Annotated in this window: 25 protein-coding genes; 15 read left to right on the top strand and 10 right to left on the bottom strand. The window is 68.9% G+C overall.

Annotation, left to right across the window (positions count from 1 at the left end; genetic code table 11):
* Window positions 1-64: 64 nt before the first annotated feature.
* Window positions 65-400, bottom strand: coding sequence for a YggL 50S ribosome-binding family protein (locus ABIC51_RS20085; protein ID WP_027786829.1), 336 nt, complete (start codon window positions 398-400; stop codon window positions 65-67).
* Between the two features lie 332 nt (window positions 401-732).
* On the opposite strand from ABIC51_RS20085, the gene ABIC51_RS20080 reads away from it, so the two are divergent.
* Window positions 733-1,113 carry a DUF1493 family protein gene (locus ABIC51_RS20080; RefSeq protein WP_175898314.1) on the top strand — a complete coding sequence of 127 codons (381 nt, stop codon included), beginning with the start codon at window positions 733-735 and terminating at the stop codon, window positions 1,111-1,113.
* 17 nt (window positions 1,114-1,130) lie between these two features.
* Here the strand turns inward: ABIC51_RS20080 and rng are convergent, their stop codons facing one another.
* The 9 genes from rng to upp all read right to left on the bottom strand — a co-directional run bounded on the left by rng (window position 1,131) and on the right by upp (window position 8,980).
* Entirely contained in the window at window positions 1,131-2,600 is a 1,470-nt protein-coding gene (rng, locus tag ABIC51_RS20075; protein WP_021161094.1) for a ribonuclease G, read from the bottom strand.
* An 8-nt stretch (window positions 2,601-2,608) separates the two neighbouring features.
* Window positions 2,609-3,241 (bottom strand): Maf family protein, encoded by a 633-nt coding sequence (locus ABIC51_RS20070; protein ID WP_027786831.1) that lies wholly within the window; start codon window positions 3,239-3,241, stop codon window positions 2,609-2,611.
* Window positions 3,242-3,292: 51 nt separating this feature from the next.
* The gene (gene rlmH / locus ABIC51_RS20065) at window positions 3,293-3,763 is read right to left on the bottom strand and encodes a 23S rRNA (pseudouridine(1915)-N(3))-methyltransferase RlmH (RefSeq protein WP_006484265.1); all 471 of its coding nucleotides are present in this window, start codon (window positions 3,761-3,763) and stop codon (window positions 3,293-3,295) included.
* A 25-nt stretch (window positions 3,764-3,788) separates the two neighbouring features.
* On the bottom strand, window positions 3,789-4,235 hold the full coding sequence (gene rsfS / locus ABIC51_RS20060; protein ID WP_027786832.1) for a ribosome silencing factor: 447 nt from the start codon (window positions 4,233-4,235) through the stop codon (window positions 3,789-3,791).
* A 4-nt stretch (window positions 4,236-4,239) separates the two neighbouring features.
* A complete protein-coding gene (locus tag ABIC51_RS20055) occupies window positions 4,240-4,941 on the bottom strand; it encodes a nicotinate-nucleotide adenylyltransferase (protein WP_060193461.1) in 702 nt (233 codons plus the stop codon).
* A 41-nt stretch (window positions 4,942-4,982) separates the two neighbouring features.
* Entirely contained in the window at window positions 4,983-5,903 is a 921-nt protein-coding gene (gene hemF / locus ABIC51_RS20050; protein ID WP_226229900.1) for an oxygen-dependent coproporphyrinogen oxidase, read from the bottom strand.
* Window positions 5,904-6,021: 118 nt separating this feature from the next.
* Window positions 6,022-7,299, bottom strand: a complete 1,278-nt coding sequence (gene purD, locus ABIC51_RS20045; RefSeq protein ID WP_021161100.1) for a phosphoribosylamine--glycine ligase — start codon at window positions 7,297-7,299, stop codon at window positions 6,022-6,024.
* Between the two features lie 104 nt (window positions 7,300-7,403).
* A complete protein-coding gene (locus tag ABIC51_RS20040; RefSeq protein WP_011352741.1) occupies window positions 7,404-8,132 on the bottom strand; it encodes a YebC/PmpR family DNA-binding transcriptional regulator in 729 nt (242 codons plus the stop codon).
* A 197-nt stretch (window positions 8,133-8,329) separates the two neighbouring features.
* Complete coding sequence (upp, locus tag ABIC51_RS20035) at window positions 8,330-8,980, bottom strand: uracil phosphoribosyltransferase (RefSeq protein WP_011352740.1); 651 nt, start codon at window positions 8,978-8,980, stop codon at window positions 8,330-8,332.
* A gap of 231 nt (window positions 8,981-9,211) precedes the next feature.
* On the opposite strand from upp, the gene ABIC51_RS20030 reads away from it, so the two are divergent.
* From ABIC51_RS20030 to ABIC51_RS19965, 14 genes are all read left to right on the top strand, one after another.
* Window positions 9,212-9,991 carry an SDR family oxidoreductase gene (locus tag ABIC51_RS20030; protein WP_354006600.1) on the top strand — a complete coding sequence of 260 codons (780 nt, stop codon included), beginning with the start codon at window positions 9,212-9,214 and terminating at the stop codon, window positions 9,989-9,991.
* 55 nt (window positions 9,992-10,046) lie between these two features.
* Window positions 10,047-10,439, top strand: a complete 393-nt coding sequence (locus ABIC51_RS20025) for a methylglyoxal synthase (protein WP_060086012.1) — start codon at window positions 10,047-10,049, stop codon at window positions 10,437-10,439.
* A 175-nt stretch (window positions 10,440-10,614) separates the two neighbouring features.
* On the top strand, window positions 10,615-11,589 hold the full coding sequence (locus ABIC51_RS20020; RefSeq protein WP_059688483.1) for a quinone oxidoreductase family protein: 975 nt from the start codon (window positions 10,615-10,617) through the stop codon (window positions 11,587-11,589).
* Window positions 11,590-11,793: 204 nt separating this feature from the next.
* Entirely contained in the window at window positions 11,794-11,916 is a 123-nt protein-coding gene (locus tag ABIC51_RS20015; protein ID WP_255221841.1) for a hypothetical protein, read from the top strand.
* Window positions 11,913-12,005 (top strand): K(+)-transporting ATPase subunit F, encoded by a 93-nt coding sequence (kdpF, locus tag ABIC51_RS20010; protein WP_006752209.1) that lies wholly within the window; start codon window positions 11,913-11,915, stop codon window positions 12,003-12,005. Before ABIC51_RS20015 ends, kdpF begins: the two co-directional genes overlap by 4 nt.
* Complete coding sequence (gene kdpA, locus ABIC51_RS20005) at window positions 12,002-13,807, top strand: potassium-transporting ATPase subunit KdpA (protein ID WP_027786840.1); 1,806 nt, start codon at window positions 12,002-12,004, stop codon at window positions 13,805-13,807. Before kdpF ends, kdpA begins: the two co-directional genes overlap by 4 nt.
* A gap of 46 nt (window positions 13,808-13,853) precedes the next feature.
* Window positions 13,854-15,938, top strand: coding sequence for a potassium-transporting ATPase subunit KdpB (gene kdpB, locus ABIC51_RS20000; RefSeq protein WP_059697945.1), 2,085 nt, complete (start codon window positions 13,854-13,856; stop codon window positions 15,936-15,938).
* A 25-nt stretch (window positions 15,939-15,963) separates the two neighbouring features.
* Window positions 15,964-16,545, top strand: a complete 582-nt coding sequence (kdpC, locus tag ABIC51_RS19995; RefSeq protein ID WP_027786842.1) for a potassium-transporting ATPase subunit KdpC — start codon at window positions 15,964-15,966, stop codon at window positions 16,543-16,545.
* Window positions 16,546-16,694: 149 nt separating this feature from the next.
* Window positions 16,695-19,538, top strand: coding sequence for a DUF4118 domain-containing protein (locus ABIC51_RS19990; RefSeq protein WP_354006599.1), 2,844 nt, complete (start codon window positions 16,695-16,697; stop codon window positions 19,536-19,538).
* Entirely contained in the window at window positions 19,531-20,229 is a 699-nt protein-coding gene (gene kdpE, locus ABIC51_RS19985) for a two-component system response regulator KdpE (RefSeq protein WP_027786844.1), read from the top strand. Before ABIC51_RS19990 ends, kdpE begins: the two co-directional genes overlap by 8 nt.
* 158 nt (window positions 20,230-20,387) lie before the next feature.
* On the top strand, window positions 20,388-20,672 hold the full coding sequence (locus tag ABIC51_RS19980) for a putative hemolysin (protein ID WP_027786845.1): 285 nt from the start codon (window positions 20,388-20,390) through the stop codon (window positions 20,670-20,672).
* A gap of 137 nt (window positions 20,673-20,809) precedes the next feature.
* Window positions 20,810-21,130: a quaternary ammonium compound efflux SMR transporter SugE gene (gene sugE, locus ABIC51_RS19975; RefSeq protein ID WP_021161112.1), complete on the top strand. Its 321-nt coding sequence runs from the start codon at window positions 20,810-20,812 to the stop codon at window positions 21,128-21,130.
* A gap of 211 nt (window positions 21,131-21,341) precedes the next feature.
* Window positions 21,342-21,959: a DUF4126 domain-containing protein gene (locus ABIC51_RS19970; RefSeq protein ID WP_021161113.1), complete on the top strand. Its 618-nt coding sequence runs from the start codon at window positions 21,342-21,344 to the stop codon at window positions 21,957-21,959.
* Window positions 21,960-22,009: 50 nt separating this feature from the next.
* Window positions 22,010-24,571, top strand: coding sequence for an ABC transporter permease (locus ABIC51_RS19965; protein WP_175898288.1), 2,562 nt, complete (start codon window positions 22,010-22,012; stop codon window positions 24,569-24,571).
* Window positions 24,572-24,606: the final 35 nt, after the last annotated feature.

Raw genomic sequence — 24,606 nt, 5'->3', positions numbered from 1 at the left:
CCGGCCTGCCGCCGTCATGGCGGGCAGGCGCGGGCGCTGCATGAAAGCAGGGGGAAACCGGGCGTCAGGCTTCCGGGTACCACGCGTCGGAGAATTCGCTGACCTGCACGTCGGTCAGTTCCGGACGGGCGGCGAGCCAACCGCGCACGAGTTCGCGATCGGCGTCGGTCGTCGTGCCGCGCGGTGCGCCGGAGATCACGTACGCGCCGATGCCTTCGTCGGCCGACGCGACGGTCAGCAGACCGTTCGCTTCGACGAAGTCGATGAACGCGTCGATCAGCTGGCCGCGTTCGAGGTCGGTCAGTTCGTTGCGGTAGTGCGCGGTTGCGTTGAACGCGAGTTCCTGGAATTCGCCGATGTGGAGTTTCTTGCGCTGGCGGCGGTTGTGGCCTTGGCTCATGGTGTGTGGTGAGTGAATGAGAGGGGAATGGATCGTGCGGCCGGAGGCGGCAGCGAAAGGATGACGCATGGCGCCGTCTCGATCGCGTGTCATCGCGGAGGCGATCGTGAAACCATTCGTGAACATTGACGCGATGGGCGTTTCGTGATGCGGCTTGGCCCGGCGGCTCATCGCGCGCATGACCGAATGATACAGGGACGGCGGGCTGCCTCGGCTTTGCGATGGTCGGCGGCTACTCGAACGACAACGAGGGGCGCATGTCGGACGATCGCAATGCGTTCATTGGACGTATCGATCTCGAGGCGGGCGGCCTGTTTTTCCGGTGTTCTGAAATGCCGGCCGATACGTGGGAAAAGCCGGCCGCATTCACGCGCGAAGAACTGGGTCGCCCGTTGTTCGGCGGCGAACTGAAGATCGCTCCGTCGTCACGCCTCGAAGAGGATCTGTATGTGACCGGAATCGACGCAATCGAATTTATCGACAAGTGGGCCGAAACGTTTGGCGTGCCGGCCGGCGATTTTCCCTGCGGCCGCTATTTCGGCCCGAAGGAACAGGATAGGGTGACGACGTTTCTCGCGATGTTTTCCGAGCGTTATCGCAAACCACCGCGCGTGCCGTTGACGCTCGGCATGCTGGAGGAAGCGATGCGGCTCGGCCGTTGGGACAGCAATGCGATCGAGCCGGCCGCAACGCTAACCGCTCACACGAAATAACCGAACTCGAACGGCCGCTACATCAGCACGATGTCGTACTGCTCCTGGCTCAAATTCGACTCCACCTGCAGCGACACCGGCTTGCCGATGAAGTCGATCAGCATCGCGAGATGTTGCGATTCCTCATCGAGGAACAGGTCGATCACCTGCTGCGCGGCGATCACGCGGAATTCGCGCGGGTTGAATTGCCGCGACTCACGCAGGATTTCGCGCAGGATGTCGTAGCACACGGTACGTGACGTTTTCACCTGGCCCTTGCCCTGGCAGGTCGGGCACGGTTCGCACAGCACGTGCGCGAGCGATTCGCGCGTGCGCTTGCGCGTCATCTCGACGAGCCCGAGCTGCGAGAAGCCGTTGACTGTCACGCGCGTGCGGTCGCGCGACAGCGCCTTCTTCAGCTCGGACAGCACCGCGTCGCGATGCTCGGCGTTCTCCATGTCGATGAAGTCGATGATGATGATCCCGCCGAGGTTGCGCAGCCGCAGCTGCCGCGCGATCGTATGCGCGGCCTCGAGGTTGGTCTTGAAGATCGTGTCGTCGAAGTTGCGCGCACCGACGTAACCGCCCGTGTTCACGTCGATCGTCGTCATCGCCTCGGTCTGGTCGATCATCAGGTAGCCGCCCGACTTCAGGTCGACACGGCGCGACAGTGCGCGCTGGATCTCCGTCTCGATGTTGTACAGGTCGAACAGCGGCCGTTCACCCGTGTAGTGGTGCAGCTTCGGGCTCACGGCCGGCGTGAACTCGGCCGCGAATTCGGACAGGCGCTGGTAGGTCTCGCGCGAATCGACCTGGATGCGCGTCGTGTCGTCGTTCGCGAAATCGCGCAGCACGCGCTGCGCGAGATCGAGATCTTGGTACAGCAGGCTCGTCGCCGGCAGCCGCTGCGCCTGCCCGACGATCGTCGCCCACGTCTTGCGCAGGTACGTGACGTCGCCGGCGAGTTCGTCGGAGGTCGCATCCTCGGCGATCGTGCGCACGATGTAGCCGCCTTTCTCGTCCGGCGGGATCACGGCGGTCAGCCGTGCGCGCACGGCTTCGCGCTCGGCCTCGCTCTCGATCTTCTGCGAGATGCCGATATGCGGCTCCTGCGGCAGGTAGACGAGCGTGCGGCCCGCGATGCTGACCTGCGTCGACAGCCGGGCGCCTTTCGTGCCGATCGGATCCTTGATCACCTGGACCATCAGCGTCTGGCCCTCGAACACGGTCTTTTCGATCGGCTGGTGCGGCGTGCCCGACTGCGGCTCGCCCGCGAGGCGCGGATGCCAGATGTCGGCGACGTGCAGGAACGCCGCGCGCTCGAGGCCGATGTCGATGAATGCCGACTGCATGCCGGGCAGCACGCGCACGACCTTGCCGAGATAGATGTTGCCGACCCGCCCGCGCGACAGCGTGCGCTCGACGTGAAGCTCCTGCACCGCGCCTTGCTGGACGAGTGCGACCCGCGTTTCCTGCGGCGTGAGGTTGATCAGGATTTCTTCGTTCATGGTGGGATTCAGAAGGCGACACGCGCGGCGCGCAACAGCGCCGCGGTCTCAAAAAGGGGCAGACCCATGATACCTGAATGGGAACCGTCGATTCGCTCGATGAACTCGGCGGCGCGCCCCTGGATCGCGTACGCGCCGGCCTTGCCGAACGGCTCGCCCGATTCGACGTAGCGTGCATACGCATCGCGCGACGCGGCCGCGAAGCGCACCGACGAGCGCGACAGCGCGGGCGGCAGCAGTTGGCCGTCGGCATCGATCACGGCGACGGCCGTCAGCACTTCGTGTTCGCGGCCCGCGAGGCGGGTGAGCATCGCGAGCGCGTCGTCGGCGTCGGCCGGCTTGCCGAGGATCGCGCCGTCGATCGTGACGGTCGTATCGGCGACCAGCACCGGCGAAGCCGGCTTGCCGCTCGCGACGAGGCGCGCACGCGCGGCCTCGGCCTTGGCGACGGTCACGCGCCGCACGTAGGCATCGGCGGCTTCGCCGGGCAGTTCGGCCTCGAGCGCTTCGGCGTCCTCGTCGGGGCGCGGCAGCAGCAGCTCGAAGCGTACGCCGATCTGCTGCAGCAGCTCCTGGCGGCGCGGGCTTTGTGAAGCGAGGTAAAGGGTCGGGAAAAGTGCGGGGGACGTGCTGGACGGCATGGTGTCGTTATCTCGGTGAGCGCGCGAGGCGCGCGTCTCGAGGACGACACGTCATGCGCGGTGGTAGGGGTGATTCTGCGTGATGCTCCACGCCCGGTAAAGCTGTTCGGCGAGCAGCACGCGCACCATTCCGTGCGGCAGCGTCATGCTCGAGATGCGCAGCAGCACGTCGGCACGTGCTTTCAGTTCCGGATCGAGCCCGTCGGCACCGCCGATCACGAACGCGACGTCGCGGCCGTCCTGCTGCCAGCCGGGCAGCGCCTGCGCGAGCTGCATCGTGGTCCAGTCGCGGCCGCGCTCGTCGAGCGCGACGAGGCGCGCGCCCTTCGGCAACGCGGCCTCGATCTTCTGCCGCTCGGCCGCCATCACGCTCTCGGCGCTGCGGCCGCCCGAACGCAGTTCGGGCTTGATCTCGCGCAACTCGATGCGCAGTTCCGGCGGCATCCGCTTCGTGTATTCGTCGAAGCCGGACGCGATCCAGCCCGGCATCTTGTGGCCGACCGCAAGAATGAAAAGCTTCATCGGGAGACGCGTAACGACTCGGGGCTCAACGGCGGCGGGCGGCCGTCTTGCGCGCCGGGCGTGCGGGCGCGGCTTCTTCCTCGTCCTCGTCGCCTTCGCTGGCCGTGGCGAAGCCGTTCCCCTTGCCGCCGCCGAGCTTCATCCGCACGGGCTTGTCGCCCCAGATTTCCTCGAGGTTGTAGTACTGGCGCAGGGCCGGCTGCAGGATGTGCACGACGGCGTCGCCGCAGTCGACGAGCACCCATTCGCCGGTGTCTTCGCCTTCGGAGCTGACGATGTCGCCGCCGGCTTCCTTGACCTTGTCACGCACGCTCGACGCGAGGGCCTTGGTCTGGCGGTTGGAGGTGCCCGAAGCGACGACCACGCGGTCGAACAGTTCGGTCAGGTGGCTGGTGTTGAACACCTTGATGTCTTGCGCCTTGACGTCTTCGAGGGCGTCGACGATCACGCGCTGCAGTTTGCGAATATCCATGGATTCAGGAATGGTAGAGGCGATGTTGAAGAATATAGGCCCATACGGCGGCCGGCACATGCTCGGCCGATGCGTCGGGCATTTGCGCATGGCGCGCGATGCATTCGCGCAGGTGTGCGCGGATGTCGGTCGCGGCGATGTCGAACGAAAGGGTCGTATCGATCAGCAGGTGCCCGCCCGGCGTGGCCTTCAGCACGTCGGCGCCGGCCTGCCGCGCGGCGATTTCCCGCGCGACGTCCGGCGGCGCCGCGCCGAGATCGAAGCCCGGGCGCGTCGACACGCAGATGTGCGCGTAGTCGAACAGCGTGCGCCAGTCGCGCCACGTGTCGAGGCGCACGAGCTGGTCGGCGCCGATCAGCAGCGACAGCGACGCGTCCGGGCCGATCCGCGCGCGCCAGCGCGCGAGCGTTTCGACCGTGTAGGTCGGGCCGGCGTGCTCGATCTCGTCGGTGGCGACGGTCACGGTCACGCCCGGCAGGGACAGCGAGCCGGCGGCCGCGCGGGTCATCGCAAGCCGATGCTCGGCGGCCGACACGTCGCGCTTCTGGTACGGCTGCCCGGCGGGCAGCAGCACGAGTTCGGTCAGGCCGAGCAGCCCGGCGAACCGGCGCGCGAGCGCGAGATGGCCGTCGTGGATCGGGTCGAAAGTGCCGCCCAGCAGGCCGATACGACGCGGCAGCGGGGCGGGGCGGGCGATGGTGTCCAGAAAAACGTGTCCTGTTCTTGGGGCGGCGGGGCGCGGCGGGCTCAGACCCAGTCGCGCGGCACGAGGAACTCGCTCAGGCGCGCTTCCGGCGAGCCCGGCTCGGGCTGCCAGTTGTAGCGCCAGTTCGCGACCGGCGGCATCGACATCAGGATCGATTCGGTCCGGCCGCCGCTTTGCAGGCCGAACAGCGTGCCGCGGTCGAACACGAGGTTGAATTCGACGTAGCGGCCGCGCCGGTATGCCTGGAAGTCGCGCTCGCGCTCGCCGTACGGCAGCGCGACACGACGCTCGACGATCGGCAGGTAGGCGTCCAGGAACGCGTCGCCGACGCTTTGCATCATCTCAAACGAGCGTTCGAATCCGGGCTCGGAGAAATCGTCGAAGAAGATCCCGCCGACACCGCGCGTCTCGTTGCGGTGCTTCAGGAAGAAATACTCGTCGCACCACGTCTTGAAACGCGGATAAAGCTCGGCGCCGAACGGATCGAGCGCGTCCTTGCAGGTCTGGTGGAAATGCCGCGCGTCGTCCTCGAACGGATAAACCGGTGTCAGATCCATCCCGCCGCCGAACCAGAAGACCGGCGCCTCGCCGGGTTTCGTCGCGATCAGCATCCGCACGTTCATGTGCACGGTCGGGCAGTACGGATTGCGCGGGTGCAGCACCAGCGACACGCCGAGCGCCTCGAAGCCGCGACCGGCCAGCTGCGGACGCGCGGCGCTCGCCGACGGCGGCAGCGCGTCGCCCGCGACGTCGGAAAAACCGATCCCCGCGCGCTCGAACACGCGGCCGCCTTCGAGAATCCGCGTGCAGCCGCCGCCGCGCAGGCGCTCTTGCGGCCCGCGCTGCCACGCATCGGTCGCGAGCGGCGTGCCGTCGAGCGCGCCGAGCGCGTCGGCGATGCGTGTCTGCAGGCCCTGGAGGTACGTGCGCACGCGCGTCACGTCGTAGGTCGAATCGGTCATGTCTGGACTGGGTGCCCCCGTGCGAAGCGGGGGCCGTAAAAAAGGCATCTGCCGGGCATTCTATCGAACCCCGGCAGAGGACCCGCCGCCGCGCGAGGGCGGGGCGGCGGTTGCAACGTTACGCGCTCTTGCGGTTGAGCGCGCGGAAGCCGATGTCGCGGCGGTACTGCATGCCTTCGAAATTGATCTGGTTGATCGTGTCGTACGCATGCTGCTGCGCTTCGCGCACCGAATCGGCGAGGCCGACCACGCACAGCACGCGGCCGCCGGACGTCGTCAGCTTGTCGCCGTCGAGCGTCGTGCCCGCATGGAACGTGACCGCCTGTTCGGTCTCGGCCGGGATCCCGTTGATGCGGTCGCCCTTGCGCGGCGCGTCCGGATAACCGTGCGCGGCCAGCACGACGCCGAGCGCGGTGCGGCGGTCCCAGTCGAGCTCGACCGTGTCGAGCGTGCCCGCGATCGCCTGCTCGACGACCTTCGAGAAATCGCTCTTCAGGCGCGCCATGATCGGCTGCGTTTCCGGGTCGCCCATCCGGCAGTTGAACTCGAGCGTGCGCGGATTGCCTTCCTTGTCGATCATCAGGCCCGCATACAGGAAGCCCGTGAAGCGGATGCCGTCCTTCTCCATCCCGCGCACGGTCGGCATGATGATCTCGCGCATCACGCGTGCGTGCATCTGCGGCGTGACGATCGGCGCGGGCGAATACGCGCCCATGCCGCCGGTGTTCGGGCCGCGATCCTCGTCGAGCAGGCGCTTGTGGTCCTGGCTCGAAGCCAGCGCCAGCGCGTGCTTGCCGTCGACCATCACGATGAAGCTGGCTTCCTCGCCGTCGAGGAATTCCTCGATCACGACGCGCGCGCCGGCGTCGCCCAGCTTGTTGCCCGACAGCATCATGTCGACGGCCTGATGCGCTTCTTCCAGCGTCATCGCGACGACGACACCCTTGCCGGCCGCGAGGCCGTCGGCCTTCACGACGATCGGCGCACCCTTCGCGTCGATGTACGCGTGCGCGGCGGCCACGTCGGAGAACGTTTCGTACTCGGCGGTAGGGATGCCGTGGCGCTTCATGAACGCCTTCGCGAAATCCTTCGAGCTCTCGAGCTGCGCGGCTTCGCGGGTCGGGCCGAAGACCTTCAGGCCGCGTGCGCGGAACAGGTTGACGATGCCGGCCGCGAGCGGCGCTTCCGGCCCGACGAGCGTGAACGCGACGCCTTCGCTTTCCGCGAAATCGGCGAGTTCGTCGAGCGCCGTGATGTCGACGTTCTTCAGACGCTCGTCCTGTGCCGTGCCGCCATTGCCGGGCGCGACGTAGACCATCTGGACGCGCGGCGACTGCGCGAGCTTCCACGCCAGCGCATGTTCGCGGCCGCCGGAACCGACGACGAGTAGTTTCATGGGATTCCCCGCAGACTAGAAAACAGGGCGGCCGGCACGCTCAGGCGCGCCGGCCGCGGATTCGATCGGGCCGCCGCCGCAACGCGTGCGCGGCGGCCGGCATCTCATTCCTCGACGATGACGGCGTTCGTATACACGTCCTGCACGTCGTCGAGGTTCTCGAGCGCGTCCAGGAGCTTCTGCATCTTCGCTGCGTCGTCGCCGGTGAATTCGACTTCGTTCTGCGGCTTCATCGTCACTTCGGCGAGTTCGGCCTTGAAGCCGCCGGCTTCGAGCGCGTCCTTCACCGCCGAGAATGCCTGCCAGTCGCACAGCACTTCGATCGAGCCGTCGTCGTTCGTGTTCACGTCGTTCGCGCCGGCTTCGAGCGCGGCTTCCATCAGCGCGTCTTCCGACGTGCCGGGGGCGAACAGGAACTGGCCGACGTGATCGAACATGAACGCGACCGAGCCGTCGGTGCCCATGTTGCCGCCGAACTTCGAGAACGCGTGGCGGACTTCCGCGACCGTGCGGGTGCGGTTGTCGGTCAGCGTGTCGACGATGATCGCCGCGCCGCTGATGCCGTAGCCTTCGTAACGGATTTCCTCGTAGTTCGCGCCGTCCGCGCCGCCGACGCCGCGATCGATCGCGCGCTTGACGTTGTCCTTCGGCATGTTCGCGTCGGCCGCCTTGTCGACCGCCAGACGCAGGCGCGGGTTCGAGTTGACGTCGCCGCCGCCGAGGCGCGCCGCGACCTGGATTTCCTTGATCAGGCGGGTCCAGATCTTGCCGCGCTTCGCGTCGGCCGCTGCCTTCTTATGCTTGATGTTGGCCCATTTCGAATGACCAGCCATACCTTTCTCCGTGCCCGGGCGCGCAGCGCGGGCGATTGTTTCAATGTGTCGTTGAGTCGGCGGCCGTGTCGGCGGGCATGAAGCCGCGGGGCCGCGCGTGTCGAGTGGATCGGGATTTTATCACGCGGCGACCGCCGGATCGGGGCCGCCGCGCATGGCCGAACGGCCGGGTGGGCCGCCGCGGGCCGTGCCGGGGCTCAGTTCTTGGTGCCGAACAGGCGGTCGCCCGCGTCGCCCAGGCCCGGCACGATGTACGCGTGCTCGTTCAGGTGCGAATCGAGCGACGCGACGAACAGCTTCACGTCGGGGTGCGCGTCCTGGAACACCTGCACGCCTTCGGGCGCGGCCACCAGCGCGACGAACATGATGTTCGCGGCCGGCACGTTGCGGCGTTTCAGCACGTCGACCGCGTGCACGGCCGAGTAGCCGGTCGCGACCATCGGGTCGCACAGGATGAAGATGCGGTCTTCCAGATCCGGCAGGCGCACCAGGTATTCGACCGGGCGATGGTCGTCGGCGCGGTACACGCCGATATGGCCGACGCGCGCGGAGGGCACCAGGTCGAGCAGGCCGTCCGACATCCCGATGCCCGCGCGCAGCACCGGCACGATCGCCAGTTTCTTGCCCGCGATCACCGGCGCGTCGACCTCGACGAGCGGGGTTTCGACCCGCTTGGTGGTAATCGGCAGGTTGCGGGTGATCTCGTAACCCATCAGCAGCGTGATTTCGCGCAGCAGCTCGCGGAACGTGCGGGTGGACGTGTCCTTGTCGCGCATGTGCGTGAGCTTGTGCTGGATCAGCGGGTGATCGGTGATGAAGAGATTCGGGAAACGGCTGTCCTGTTTCATGACGGGGGGCGCCTTGGCGGCAAAAGAGGATCGGGGGCGGGGGCGGGCGCAAGCCGGCCGCGCGCTTATGTCCGCAATTTTACCAAGGCGCGCCGCATGATCCGGATAATATCGACGTCTCACGACAATCCGCGCGCCTGCGCCCGCCCGTTCGCCTGCCTGGCCTGCCCGTGGTCCGGGCGCCGAAGCGACCGGGCCGCGCCGGCGCGTGTCGCCACCAAGGAATCGACGATGGATCTCGGCATCGAAGGAAAGACCGCGCTCGTGTGCGCGGCAAGCAAGGGGCTCGGTCGCGGCTGCGCGGAAGCGCTGGCCGCGGAGGGCGTGAACCTCGTGATCATCGCGCGCACGCGCGACACGCTGGAGGAAGCCGCGGAGGAGATCCGCGCCGGCGCGAACGTGTCGGTGACCGCGGTCGCCTGCGACATCACGACGCCGGACGGGCGCGCCGCCGCGCTCGCTGCGTGCCCGCAGCCGGACATTCTCGTGACGAATGCGGGCGGCCCGCCGCCCGGCGACTTTCGCGACTTCTCGCACGACGACTGGATCCGTGCGCTCGAATCGAACATGCTGACGCCGATCGAGCTGATCCGCGCGACCCTCGACGGGATGATCGCGCGCCGCTTCGGCCGGATCGTCAACATCACCAGTTCGGCCGTGAAGGCGCCGATCGACGTGCTCGCGCTGTCGAACGGCGCGCGCTCGGGGCTGACCGGCTTCGTCGCGGGGCTCTCGCGCAAGGTCGCGGGGCAGGGCGTGACGATCAACAACCTGCTGCCTGGCCTGTTCGACACCGACCGGATCGCGACCACGCTCACCGCGTCGGCGAAGGCGCAGGGCGTGACGGTCGACGAGATGCGCGCGCGGCGCACGAAGGAGATCCCGGCCGGCCGCCTCGGCACGCGCCAAGAGTTCGGCGCGGCGTGCGCGTTCCTGTGCAGCGTGCATGCCGGCTACATCACCGGGCAGAACTGGCTGCTCGACGGCGGCGCGTATCCGGGCACGTTCTGACGCGCGCGTCCCGAATCACGATCACGACAACAACTGAACGACGAAGGAACCGGAGATGAGCAAACCCCGCATCGCATTGATTGCGCACGACGCGAAGAAGGACGAGATCGTCGCGCTCGCGGGCGAATACCGCGCGACGCTCGCGCAATGCCGGCTGGTCGCGACCGGCACGACGGGCGGCCGCATCGCGGACGCGCACGGGCTGGAGGTCGAGCGCAAGCTGTCGGGGCCGCTCGGCGGCGACCTGCAGATCGGCGCGGAACTGGCGGACGGCCGCGTGGACATCGTCGTGTTCCTGCGCGACCCGATGACCGCGCAGCCGCACGATCCCGACATCACCGCGCTCGTGCGCGCGTGCGACGTGCACGACGTGCCGGTCGCGACCAACGTCGCGACGGCGCGGATGCTGCTCGACGATCTGGCGCGGAACATGCAGGACCGCTGCTAGCCCGCAGCGTGGCCCGATTGCCCCTGTTGCGGGCAGGGCCATGCACGGACCGCGGCGCCGGGCGAGAATCGTGCGTCGCGACGCGCCTGCCGCCGGCTGTTGCCTGCATCGGTCGGCGCCGTGCGTCGTCGATCCGACCATTTCCCTGACCGACAGACAGACAAGGAGCGAAACGATGCCGAAAGCAATCCGATACGACCAGCCCGGCGGCCCGGACGTGATGAAGTGGGTCGATGTCGAGGTCGGCGAGCCGAAGGCGGGTGAAGTCCGCATTCGGCAGCACGCGGTCGGGCTCAACTACATCGACGTGTATTTCCGCACCGGCCTTTATCCGCAGCCGCTGCCCGGCGGTCTCGGGATGGAGGCGGCGGGCGAGGTGACGGCCGTCGGCGAAGGCGTGACCGCGCTCAAGGCGGGCGACCGCGTCGCGTACGTCGGGCAGCCGCCGGGCGCGTATGCGCAGGAGCGCGTGATGCCGGCCGAGCGGCTCGTGAAGCTGCCGGACGGCATCAGCTACGACGACGCGGCGTCGGTGATGCTGCAGGGCCTGACCGCGCACTACCTGCTGCGCCGCACGTACCCGGTGAAGGCCGGCGACACGATCCTGATCCACGCGGCGGCCGGCGGCGTCGGCCTGCTGGTGTGCCAATGGGCGAAGGCGCTCGGCGCGACCGTGATCGGCACGGTCGGCTCCGACGAGAAAGCCGCGCTCGCGAAGGCGCACGGTTGCGACCATCCGATCGTCTATACGCGCGAGAACTTCACGCAGCGCGTGAAGGAGATCACGAACGGCGCGGGCGTGCCCGTCGTCTACGACTCGATCGGCAAGGACACCTACATCGGCTCGCTCGACTGCCTCGCGCCGCTCGGCTACTTCGTCAGCTTCGGCAACGCGTCGGGCCCGCTGCCGGCGATCGATTCGAAGGAGTTCTCGTCGCGCGGCTCGCTGTTCTTCACGCGGCCGACGCTGTTCTCGTACATCGCGAAGCGCGCCGATCTCGAATCCGCGGCCGCCGAGCTGTTCGACGTGATCCTGTCGGGCAAGGTGAAAACCAGCATCAACCAGCGCTATCCGCTCGCGGAAGTCGGCCGTGCGCATGCCGACCTCGAGTCGCGCAAGACCACCGGCTCGACGATCCTCGTTCCGTGATACATCCCTTCGTGCCGGCATCATGTCGGCACGCCCTCCCGGCGGGCGGCACCGGCGTGTCGCCCGTCCTGTCTCCTGTCCTGCCCGTCGTTCCGCCCGCCGTTCCCCGCCGCCCGCGTTTACACGTTTTTTATACCCGCCCCGATACCTTTGACCCGTCCTTTACGTGCGTTCCCATAAGGTTCTAGTCGTCTGATTTCGACGATGGAGAACAGAAAAATGGATGGGGTTTTCATCGGCGCACTGGTGCTCTTCACCACGCTGATCCTCGGTTTGGTTGCCGGTTGCGACAAGCTCGTGCAATACGGTCGCGGGGGGCGAGCATGACCTGGATGCTCTGGCTGGCGGGCGCCTCGACGGCACTGCTGTTCGCGTATCTCGTCTTTGCGCTGCTGCGCGCGGAGGACATCGAATGAACGCGAACAACCTGTTTCAGACGCTGCTCTTCGTCGTTGTGCTGCTGGCGGCGGCCGTGCCGGTCGCGCGCTACCTGTCCGCCGTGATGGACGGCAGTTCGCGCGTCGTGCGCGTGTTCGGGCCGCTCGAGCGCGCGCTGTACCGCATTGCCGGCGTCGACGCCGGCAGCGAGATGAACTGGAAGCAGTACGCGATCGCGACGATCGCGTTCAACGCGCTCGGCGCGCTGTTCCTCTACGGCCTGCTGCGCCTGCAGGGCTTCCTGCCCGGCAACCCGCAGCAATTCGGCGCGATGACGGTCGACGGCGCGTTCAACACGGCCGTCAGCTTCGTCACCAACACGAACTGGCAGGATTACACGCCCGAGCAGACCGTCAGCTACCTGACGCAGATGCTCGGCCTGACCGTGCAGAACTTCCTGTCGGCGGCGACCGGCATCGTCGTCGTGATCGCGCTGATCCGCGGCTTCGCGCGTCATACCGCGCAGACCATCGGCAACTTCTGGGTCGACCTCACGCGCGTGACGATGTACGTGCTCGTGCCGATGTCGATGATCGTCGCCGCGCTGCTGATGAGCCAGGGCGTGATCCAGAACATGAAGGCGTACCAGGACGTGCCGGTGCTGCAGGCGAGCACCTATGCGGCGCCGAAGCTCGACGCGCAGGGCAATCCGGTGAAGGACGACAAGGGCAACGCGGTCACGGTGCCGACCCCGCTCACGAAGCAGACGCTCGCGATGGGCCCGGTCGCGTCGCAGGAAGCGATCAAGATGCTCGGCACCAACGGCGGCGGCTTCTTCAACGCGAACTCCGCGCACCCGTACGAGAACCCGACGCCGTTCGCGAACTTCCTGCAGATCTTCTCGATCCTGATCATCCCGGCCGCGCTGTGTCTCGTGTTCGGCCGGATGATCGGCGACCGCCGGCAGGGCATCGCGGTGCTCGCGGCGATGACCGTCGCGTTCGTGCTCGCGATCGGCGTCGAGGTGAGCGCCGAGCAGGGCGGCAACCCGACGCTCGCCGCGCTTCACGTCGACCAGTCGACGGGCGCGCTGCAGCCGGGCGGCAACATGGAAGGCAAGGAAACGCGCTTCGGGATCGCGCAGACCGGCATCTTCACGGTCGCGACGACGGCCGCGTCGTGCGGCGCGGTCGACACGATGCACGATTCGCTGACGCCGCTCGGCGGCCTCGTGCCGATGCTGCTGATGCAGCTCGGCGAGGTGATCTACGGCGGAGTCGGCTCGGGTCTCTACGGGATGCTCGTGTTCGCGCTGCTCGCGGTGTTCGTCGCCGGCCTGATGATCGGCCGCACGCCGGAATACGTCGGCAAGAAGATCGAAGCGTACGAGATGAAGATGGTGTCGATCGTCGTGCTGCTCACGCCGCTGCTCGTACTGGTCGGCACGTCGATCGCCGTGCTCGCCGATGCGGGCAAGGCCGGCATCTCGAATCCCGGCCCGCACGGCTTCTCGGAAATCCTGTACGCGTTCAGCTCGGCCGCGAACAACAACGGCAGCGCGTTCGCGGGCCTGACGGTCGGCACGCCGTTCTACAACTGGATGACCGCGATCGCGATGTGGTTCGGCCGCTTCGGCACGATCGTGCCGGTGCTGGCGATCGCCGGCTCGCTGGCCGCGAAGAAGCGCATCGCGGTGACGAGCGGCACGCTGCCGACGCACGGTCCGCTGTTCGTCGTGCTGCTGCTCGGCACGGTGCTGCTGGTGGGCGCGCTGACCTACGTGCCGGCGCTCGCGCTCGGCCCGGGCGTCGAGCACCTGATGATGTGGCTGGGCGCATGACGCGCGGCGACACGTTGAAAAGACTCGAGAGATTGAAGAGATCGCAATGACTCAACATTCCGCAACACGGTCCATGTTCGATCCGGCGCTGCTGCGCCCGGCGATCGTGGACTCGTTCAAGAAACTCACGCCGCGCACGCAGTTCCGCAACCCGGTGATGTTCTGCGTGTACGTCGGCAGCATCCTGACCACGATCCTGTGGATCGCGGCGCTCTCCGGCCAGGCCGAGGCGCCCGCGGGCTTCATCCTCGCGATCGCGCTGTGGCTGTGGTTCACCGTGCTGTTCGCGAACTTCGCCGAGGCGCTCGCCGAAGGGCGCTCGAAGGCGCAGGCCGCGTCGCTGCGCAGTGCGAAGAAGGACGTGATGGCGAAGAAGCTCAACGAGCCGCATCCGAAGTCGCCGATCCGCATCACGACCGCGACCGAGCTGCGCCGTGGCGACGTCGTGCTGGTCGAGGCCGGCGACGTGATCCCGGCCGACGGCGAGGTGGTCGACGGTGTCGCGTCGGTCGACGAATCGGCGATCACCGGCGAATCCGCGCCGGTGATCCGCGAATCGGGCGGCGACTTCTCGTCGGTGACGGGCGGCACGCGCGTGCTGTCCGACTGGATCGTCGTCAAGGTCACCGCGAACCCCGGCGAGGCGTTCCTCGACCGGATGATCGCGATGGTCGAAGGCGCGAAGCGCAAGAAGACGCCGAACGAAATCGCGCTGACGATCCTGCTCGTCGCGCTGACGATCGTGATGCTGCTGGCAACGGCGACGCTGCTGCCGTTCTCGATGTTCTCGGTCGAGGCGATGAAGGCCGGCCACGTCGTGACGATCACCGCGCTCGTCGCGCTGCTCGTGTGCCTGATCCCGACGACGATCGGCGGGCTGCTTTCCGCGATCGGTGTGGCGGGGATGAGCCGGATGATGCAGGCGAACGTGATCGCGACGTCGGGCCGTGCGGTGGAAGCGGCCGGCGACGTCGACGTGCTGCTGCTCGACAAGACCGGCACGATCACGCTGGGCAACCGTCAGGCATCGACGTTCGTGCCGGCGCCGGGCGTGACCGAGGAAGCGCTGGCCGATGCCGCGCAGCTGTCGTCGCTCGCCGACGAAACGCCGGAAGGCCGCAGCATCGTGGTACTGGCCAAGGAACGTTTCAACATTCGCCAGCGCGACATGGCGCAGCTGCACGCGACGTTCATCGGCTTCTCGGCGCAGACGCGGATGTCCGGCGTCGACCTCCCCGGCCGCGAGATCCGCAAGGGCGCGGCCGATGCGATCCGCCAATACGTCGAGACGCACGGCAGCCGCTTCCCGGAAGAAGTGCGCCGCGCGGTCGACGAAGTCGCGCGCCGCGGCAGCACGCCGCTCGTCGTGGCCGACCTGCATGACGGTGCGGCGCGCGTGCTCGGCGTGATCGAGCTGAAGGACATCGTGAAGGGCGGCATCAAGGAGCGCTTCGCGGAGCTGCGCAAGATGGGGATCAAGACCGTGATGGTGACGGGCGACAACCGGCTGACGGCCGCGGCGATCGCGGCGGAAGCGGGCGTCGACGATTTCCTCGCGGAAGCGACGCCGGAAACCAAGCTCGCGACGATCCGCGAGCACCAGGCGGCCGGCCGGCTCGTCGCGATGACGGGCGACGGCACCAACGACGCGCCGGCGCTCGCGCAGGCCGACGTCGCCGTGGCGATGAACACCGGTACGCAGGCCGCGAAGGAAGCGGGCAACATGGTCGACCTCGACTCGAACCCGACGAAGCTGATCGAGATCGTCGAGATCGGCAAGCAGATGCTGATGACGCGCGGCTCGCTGACGACGTTCTCGATCGCGAACGACATCGCGAAGTACTTCGCGATCATCCCGGCCGCGTTCGTGACCACGTACCCGCAACTGCGCGTGCTCGACATCATGCACCTGACATCGCCGGCCTCCGCGATCCTGTCGGCGGTGATCTTCAACGCGCTGATCATCGTCGCGCTGATCCCGCTCGCGCTGAAGGGCGTCACGTACCGGCCGCTCGGCGCCGCGTCGCTCCTGCGCCGCAACCTGCTGGTGTACGGCCTCGGCGGCGTGCTGCTGCCGTTCCCGTTCATCAAGCTGATCGACATGACGCTCGCTGCACTCGGCTGGGCCTGAACCGGCCGCCATTGAAGGAAACATCATGAAAACGTTGATTCGCCCGCTCGTCGTGCTCTTCGTCGTCCTGACCGCCGTGACGGGCCTGGCTTACCCGGCCGTGATGACCGTGTTCGGCCAGGCCGTGTTCCCGTCGCAGGCGAACGGCAGCCTGATCGAGAAGGACGGCAAGCCGGTCGGCTCCGCGCTGATCGGCCAGCCGTTCGATGCGCCGAAGTATTTCTGGGGCCGGCTGTCGGCCACGGCGCCGATGCCGTACAACGCGACCGGCTCCGGCGGCTCGAACCTCGGCCCGCTGAACCCGTCGCTCGCCGACCAGGTGAAGGGGCGCATCGCCGCGCTGCGCGATGCGGGCACCGACATGTCGAAGCCCGTGCCGGTCGACCTCGTGACGGCGTCGGCGAGCGGCCTCGATCCGGAGATCACGCCGGCCGCCGCCGCGTACCAGGTCGAGCGCGTCGCGAAGGCGCGCAACCTGACGCCCGACGCGGTCGCGCAGCTCGTCGCCGCGAACACGACGGGCCGCCAGTTCGGCGTGCTCGGCGAGGCGCGCGTGAACGTGCTGAAGCTGAACCTCGCGCTCGACGCGGCGCAGGCCGCGCACTGAGCGCGTCCGGCAACCGGCGCCCGGCGCGGTCAGCCCCGCGCCGGGCGCGCCTTTTCCCGACGGCGCTTGCGCCGTCTTTGCCTTTTGCGGCGATTTGGAACAACAATGCTCGTACTCGCGCGCATCCGGGCGCTCCGCCTTTCTGACGCATGAATCGTCCCGATCCAGACCAACTCCTCGACAAGCTGCAGCGTGACGAAGAAAAGCAGCGGCGCGGCCAGCTCAAGATCTTCTTCGGCGCATCGGCCGGTGTCGGCAAGACCTACGCGATGCTGCAGGCCGCGCGCCAGCGCCGGCAGGAAGGCGTCGACGTCGTCGTCGGCATCGTCGAGACCCACGGGCGCAGCGAAACCGCCGCACTGCTCGACGGTCTCGACGTGCTGCCGCTCGCGCGCATCGACTATCGCGGCCGCACGCTCGCCGAATTCGATCTCGACGGCGCACTCGCGCGCCAGCCGCAACTGATCCTCGTCGACGAACTCGCGCATTCGAACGTGCAGGGCGCACGGCACATGAAGCGCTGGCAGGATGTGTACGAACTGCTCGACGCGGGCATCGACGTCTATACGACCGTCAACGTCCAGCACCTCGAAAGCCTGAACGACGTGGTCGGCGCGATCACCGGCATCCGCGTGTGGGAGACGGTGCCCGACCGCGTATTCGACGCGGCCGACGAAGTCACGCTCGTCGACCTGCCGGCCGAGGAACTGCTCGAGCGGATGCGCGACGGCAAGGTCTATCTCGCGCAGCAGGCCGAGCGCGCGGTGCGCAACTTCTTCCGCAAGGGCAACCTGATCGCGCTGCGCGAACTGGCGTTGCGGCGCACGGCCGATCGCGTCGACGCGCAGATGCGCGAATACCGCGCCGACCGTTCGATCCAGCGCATCTGGCAGGCGCGCGAACGGCTGCTCGTATGCGTCGGGCCGGGCCCCGAGGCGCCGACGCTCGTGCGCGCGGCCGCGCGGCTCGCCGCGAGCCTGAAGGCCGACTGGATCGCCGTCTATGTGGAGACGCCGCGGCTGCAGCGGCTGCCCGACGCGCGGCGGCAGCGTACGCTCGATGCGCTGAAGCTCGCCGCCGAACTCGGCGCGGAGACGGCCACGCTCGCCGGCGCCGACGCGGTCGCCGCGCTGATCGGCTATGCGAAGGTGCGCAACGTGTCGAAGATCGTCGCGGGCGGCTCGCCGAAGGTCGGGCTCGTGCGCCGCTTCGCGCGGCCGTTCGGCGAGCAGCTCGCCGAGCGCGCGGGCGACGTCGACCTGATGCTGATCCGTGCGTCCGCGAGCGACGAGGCGCGCGCCGCGCCGCTCGACGCGCGTGCGCGCGACTGGCGCGACGCGTTCGCGCAGTTCGGCACGCATCGCTCGCCGCCGCGGCACTACGCGTATGCGGCCGCGATCTGCGCGGCGATCACGGTCGTCGCGAGCCTCGTGTCCGAGCGGCTCGACCTCACGAACCTCGTGATGCTGTACCTGCTCGGCGTCGTGTTCTCGGCCGTGCGGCTCGGGCGCGGCCCGGGCGTGCTGCAGTCGTTCCTGTCGGTGGCCGCGTTCGATTACTTCTTCGTGCCGCCGCGCATGTCGTTCTCGGTCAGCGACACGCAATACCTGCTGACCTTCTTCGGGATGCTGCTGACGTCGCTCGTGATCAGCCACCTGACGTCGACGCTGACGCGCCAGGCGAGCGTCGCGCAGCGCCGCGAGCGCCGCACCGGCGCGATCTACGCGATGGCGCGCGAGCTGGGCGCGGCGCTCACGACCGAGCAGATCGTCGAGATCGGCAGCCGCCACGTGGGCGAGGTGTTCCGCGCGCGCGTCGCGTTCCTGCTGCCCGACAGCGCGGACAAGGTGCGGCAGAAGATCGAGGAGCCCGACGCGGCCGTCACGCTGACGGGCGCCGACCTCGACAGCGACGTCGGCCAGTGGGTATACGACCAGCAGAAGCCGGCCGGCCGCGGCACGGATACCTTGCCCGCGACGGTCGCGCTGTACCTGCCGCTGAAGGCGCCGATGCGCACGCGCGGCGTGCTCGCGGTCGCGTCACGCGAACCGCGCGAACTCGAGGTACCCGAGCAGCAGCGGATGCTCGACGCATTCGCCGCGCAGATCGCACTCGCGCTCGAACGCGTGCACTACGTCGAGATCGCGCGCGACGCGCTCGTCAACATGGAATCCGAGCGGCTGCGCAACTCGCTGCTGTCGGCGATCTCGCACGACCTGCGTACGCCGCTCACGACGATCGTCGGTTTCTCGTCGATGCTCGCGAACGGACGCGCGGCCGCACAGGGCGGCGACGCCGCGGCGGCCGAGCGCTTCGCGCAGCGCGAGGGCGAACTCGTCGATGCGATTCACGACGAGGCGCTGCGGATGACGGGCATCGTCACGAACCTGCTCGACATGGCGCGGCTGCAGGCCGGCAGCCTGCAGCTCAAGCGCCAGTGGTCGCTGCTCGAGGAAACCGTCGGCGCGGCGCTCGCCGCATGCAAGCGCGTGCTGTCGCGCCATCCCGCGCGCGTCGTGCTGCCGGCCGACCTGCCGCTCCTGCAGATGGACGCGGTGCTGATGGAGCGCCTGTTCACCAACCTGTTCGAGAACGCGGCGAAGTACACGCCGCCCGATACGCCGCTCGAGATCGGCGCGGAGCGCGTGACCGACGACGGGCTGCCGTTCGTGCGCGTGCATGTCGACGATCACGGCCCGGGCCTGCCGGCCGGCATGGAAACGCGGATCTTCGACAAGTTCACGCGCGGCGAGAAGGAATCGGCGACGCCGGGCATCGGGCTCGGCCTCGCGATCTGCCGCGCGATCGTCGAGGCGCACGGCGGTAAAATCGGCGCGCTCAACCGCACCGCGCCCGACGGCCACGTGACGGGCGCGCGCTTCTGGTTCACGCTGCCGGTCGAGACGCCGCCGGCCGCGCCTGCCGTATCCGACGACGAACCCGAGGTGCCGGGTGCGTCGTCCCCATCCGAGTCATTGCCAGACCATGAGTGAACCCAGCCTGACCGTCGTCCTGATCGAGGACGAAAAGCAGATCCGCCGTTTCGTGCGCGCCGCGCTCGAGGAGGAGGACATCGCGGTGTTCGAGGCCGAGACGGGCAAGCAGGGGCTGATCGACGCGGCGACGCGCAAGCCCGATCTCGTGATCGTCGACCTCGGCCTGCCCGATACCGACGGCCTCGACGTGATCCGCGAGCTGCGCGGCTGGTCCGAGGTGCCGGTGATCGTGCTGTCGGCGCGCACGCAGGAAGAAGAGAAGGTCGCGGCGCTCGATGCGGGCGCCGACGATTACCTGACCAAGCCGTTCGGCGTGTCCGAACTGCGCGCGCGGATCCGCGCGCAACTGCGCCGGCGCAACCAGGGCGGCGCGAACGAGTCGCCGAAGGTGAGCTTCGGCACCGTGACGGTCGATCTCGCGCTGCGCCAGGTGTGGCGCGACGGGGAGATCGTGCACCTGACGCCGCTCGAGTACCGGTTGCTCGCCACGCTCGTGCGCCACGCGGGGCGCGTGCTCACGCACCGGCAGCTGCTGCGCGACGTGTGGGGGCCGTCGCACGTCGAAAGCCACCACTACCTGCGCATCTACATGGCGCACCTGCGCCAGAAGCTCGAGCGCGACCCGGCGCAGCCCGAGTACATCGTCACCGAAACGGGCGTCGGATACCGGCTCGTCGGCGCCGCATGACGGGCCCGGCCGGGCCGCGGCGGCGCACGTGCGCGTGACGTCGCGCGCCGGCAGGGTTGCGTCGGCGCGACAGTCCCGCGGCCGACGCGCGCGTTGCACACCCGGCGCTCATTCCCCGTTATCCTGACCGCTCCGCGAACGAAAACGAGGAGCGTGCAATGTCCGTCCGTCTGGTCGTCATCTGTGCGCTGGCGCTTGCCGCGTCTGGCGCGTTCGCCCAACCGCTGCCGCCCGGGCAGCAACCGCCGTCGTCCCAGCAGGCGACGGCCAATCCCGCATCGGTCAATTGCACCAAGCTCGGCGGCCACCACACGGTACGCAACCTGTCGAGCGGGCAGGTCGGCATGTGCGTGTTCAAGGACGGCCGCGTGTGCGAGGAGTGGGCGCTGTACCGCGACGACCGCTGCGTCGGCGGCGCGACGCCGAAGCGCGTCTCGAACTGACCGGGCCCGGCCGGTCGCGCCCCCGGCCGGCCGCCGGCGTGTCCGTAAGCATCTTGTTATACTCGGCGCCGCCCGGGGACGACCCCGGGACATTCGCTTCAACGGGGACGGCCCCATCCGATACGGAGTACGTCGGGATGGCGTGGGTATGGTTGTTGATTGCCGGTTTGCTGGAAGTGGCCTGGGCGGCCGGCCTGAAATCGTCGGACGGCTTCACGAAGCTCGGTCCGTCGGTGTTTACGATCGTGACGGCGCTGGCCAGCTTCGGGCTGCTCGCGGTCGCGATGCGCCAGTTGCCGCTCGGCACCGCGTACGCGGTGTGGACGGGCATCGGCGCGGTCGGTGCGTTCGTGTTCGGCATCGTGATGATGGGCGAGGCGCTGACCGTCGCGCGCGTCGCGAGTGCCGCGCTGATCGTCGCGGGGCTGATCGGCCTCAAGCTGTCGTCGGCGGCCTGACGACCGCATCCGGGTGCGCCCGCGTCCGGGTGCCGCGCCGCGGAATTGCGCCGGCCGCCCGTCCGGCCTGTCTATAATGGAACGCATTCGGGCCTGAATACCGTCGTGCTTCTCGTGGCACGCGGTGCCGGTCGCCACGCGCCGCGCGGCTGGTCTGTCCGACCCGATCCGATCAATCGGCAAAGCGCACGGAAAGTGCAAGGAGAGGGCCATGATCGAAGCGATTTCGCTCGGCGCGGGGCTCGCGTGGGCGAGCGGCCTGCGCCTGTACCTGACGGTGCTGATCGCCGGCCTGCTGGCGCGGTTCGGCTGGCTGCACCTGCCCGACACGCTGGCCGTCCTGATGTCGCCGTGGGTCATCGGCGCCGCGGCCGTGCTCACCGTCACCGAATTCCTTGCCGACAAGATCCCCGCGTTCGACTCGCTGTGGGATGCCGTGCACACCTTCATCCGCATTCCGGCCGGCGCCGTGCTCGCGGCCGGCGCGCTCGGCCATGCCGATCCGACCGTGCTTGCAGTCGCGGGGCTCGCCGGCGGTTCGCTCGCCGGTGCCGCGCACGTGGCGAAGGCCGGCACGCGCGCGCTGATCAACCTGTCTCCCGAACCGATTTCGAACTGGGTCGCATCGTCGACCGAGGACGGCCTCGTGGTCGGCGGGCTCGTGCTCGCGTTCTTCGTTCCGCTCGCCTTCCTGGTGCTGCTCGCCGCCTTCATCGCGGCTTCCGCGTGGGCGCTCCCGCGTCTGTGGCGGGGTGTCTCGGGCGGCTTTCGCGGCATGGCGAACCACATGGTGTCGCGGCTGAACTCGATCGGGGGGAAGCGCGATTGAAGGGGCGGCAACACGCGGCGCAGCCGCCCGCCGGGCAACCCGGCCATGAGATGCGTGCGCATGCCGGCCGCTTCGGCCTGCGCGACCTGATCCGCCAGGCTGCCCGCATGACCGCGCGCGACTGGCGCGCGGGCGAACTGACGCTGCTCGTCCTTGCGCTGGTACTCGCGGTCGCGGCGCTGACGAGCGTCGGCTTCCTCGCCGACCGGCTGCGCCAGGGGCTCGAGCGCGACGCGCGCCAGATGCTCGGCGCCGATTTCGTCGTGCGGGCCGACCGCCCCGTCGATCCGTCGTTCGACCAGCAGGCTCGCGCGCTCGGCCTGCGTACCGCGACGACCGCGATCTTCCCGAGCATGATCGCGTCCGCCACGGGCGGGCAGGCGTCCGACGCGGCGCCGTCGCGCCTCGCGGCCGTGAAGGCCGTGTCTCCCGGCTATCCGTTGCGCGGCGCGGTCGAGATCCTGCCGGCCGGTGCCTCCGCCTCGCAGAAGGCGGCCGGGATTCCCGCGCCGGGCACCGTATGGGCCGATCCGGCGCTGCTCGATGCGCTGCACCTGAAGGCGGGCGATACGGTGCGCGTCGGGTTGCGCACGTTCAAGGTCGCCGCATCGATCTCCCGCGAACTCGATCGCGGGTTTTCGTTCGTCAATTTTTCGCCGCGGCTGATGATGCGCGCGGACGAACTCGCCGCGACCGGGCTCACGGGCTACGGCAGCCGGGTCACGTACCGGCTGCTGGTCGCCGGCGACCAGCAGGCCGTCGCGCGCTTCGAAGCGTATGCGCACGCACGCGTCGACGGCGGGAAGCTGCGCGGTGCCGGTCTCGAGTCGCTGCAGGAAGGCCAGCCGCAGGTGCGGCAGACGCTGGATCGCGCGCGCCACTTCCTGACGCTCGTCGCGCTGCTCACCGCGCTGCTCGCGGCGGTCGCGATCGCGATGGCCGCGCAGCGCTACATGCGGCGCCATCTCGACGGCTGCGCGACGATGCGCTGCCTCGGCGTGAGCCGCCGCACGCTCGGCGCGTTGTTCGCGCTCGAATTCGCCGGCATCGGCATCGTATCCGGCGCCGCAGGCGCGGTGCTTGGCTACGGCGGCCACTGGGCGTTGCTGGCCGCGCTCGGCGGACTGATCGACGTGGTGCTGCCGCCGCCCACGCCGTGGCCGGCGCTGATCGGCGTGGGCGCCGCGCTCGTGCTGCTGCTCGGCTTCGCGCTGCCGCCGCTCGTGCCGCTCACGCGCGTCCCGCCGGTGCGCGTGCTGCGGCGCGAGTGGGGCGACGCGTCGCGCACCGCGTGGGCCGCGTATGCGATCGGCGTCGTGCTGTTCGCGGGGCTGCTGATCGTGGCCGCCGGCAACCTGAAGCTCGGGCTGATCGTCGCGGGCGGTTTCGCCGGCGCGCTGGTCGGTTTCGCGCTGATCGCGCGGCTCGTGCTGTTCGCCGCCGCGCGGGCGGTGCGCAACGCGCGTGTGGCCGCGGGCGTCGGCTGGCGTTACGCGCTCGCGTCGTTGCACCGGCGCGGCACGGCCAGCGCGCTGCAGATCACCGCGCTGGCGCTCGGCCTGATGTGCCTGCTGTTGATCGCGATCACGCGCAACGACCTCGTTGCGGGCTGGCGGCAGTCGACGCCGCCCGATGCGCCGAACCAGTTCCTGATCGACATCCAGCCCGACCAGCGTGCCGACGTCGCGGCGTATCTGGCCGCGCACGGCATGCGCGACGCGGTGCCCGCGCCGATGGTGCGCGGCCGCCTCGTCGCGATCAACGGCAAGCCGGTGAATCCGGATGCCTACCCGTCCGACGAGGCCCGCCGGCTCGTCGACCGCGAGTTCAACCTGTCTTATACGACCGAGCTGCCGTCCGACAACCGGATCGTCGAAGGCGACTGGTTCGGCACCGCGGCCACGCCGCAGATCTCGATCGAGGCCGGCCTCGCGAAGACGCTGAACGTGAAGCCGGGCGACGTGCTGCGCTTCGACGTGACGGGGCTGACGGTCGACGCGCCGATCACGAGCGTGCGCAAGCTCGACTGGGGCTCGTTCCGCGTCAATTTCTTCGTGCTGATGCCGCCGCCGGTGCTGAAGGATTTCCCGGCCGTATACCTGACGAGTTTCCATCTGCCGGCCTCGGACGCCGCGCTGCTCGATCCGCTGATCGCGCGCTACCCGAACCTGACCGCGATCGACGTCGCGCCGATCCTCGCGCAGTTGCAGCGGATGATGCTGCAGGTGGTCGGTGCGGTGCAGTTCCTGTTCGCGTTCACGCTCGCGGCCGGTGTGCTCGTGCTCTACACGGCGCTGGCCGGCACGCGCGACGAGCGGGTGCGCGAGGCTGCGCTGCTGCGCGCGCTCGGCGCATCGCGGGCGCAGGTCAATGCGGTGCAGCGCGCGGAATTCATCGTGGTCGGCGCGCTGGCCGGCGCGCTGGCGTCGGCGGGTGCGATCGCGGTCGGCTGGGTGCTCGCGTCGCGCGTGTTCGACTTCCAGCTCGCCGTCGATCCGTGGCTCGTGCCGGCCGGCATCGCGGCCGGTGTCGCGTGCGCCGGTGCGGCTGGCTGGCTGAGCCTGCATAATGTGCTGCGGCGCCCCGCGCTGCAGTCGCTGCGCGACGCATGAGCGTCGCCGGCGGCCCCGAAGATCCCGTTTTCCGA

Source organism: Burkholderia sp. 572, assembly GCF_040545135.1.
Classification (GTDB): domain Bacteria; phylum Pseudomonadota; class Gammaproteobacteria; order Burkholderiales; family Burkholderiaceae; genus Burkholderia; species Burkholderia cepacia.
This window is presented reverse-complemented; position numbering and strand designations above follow the sequence as displayed.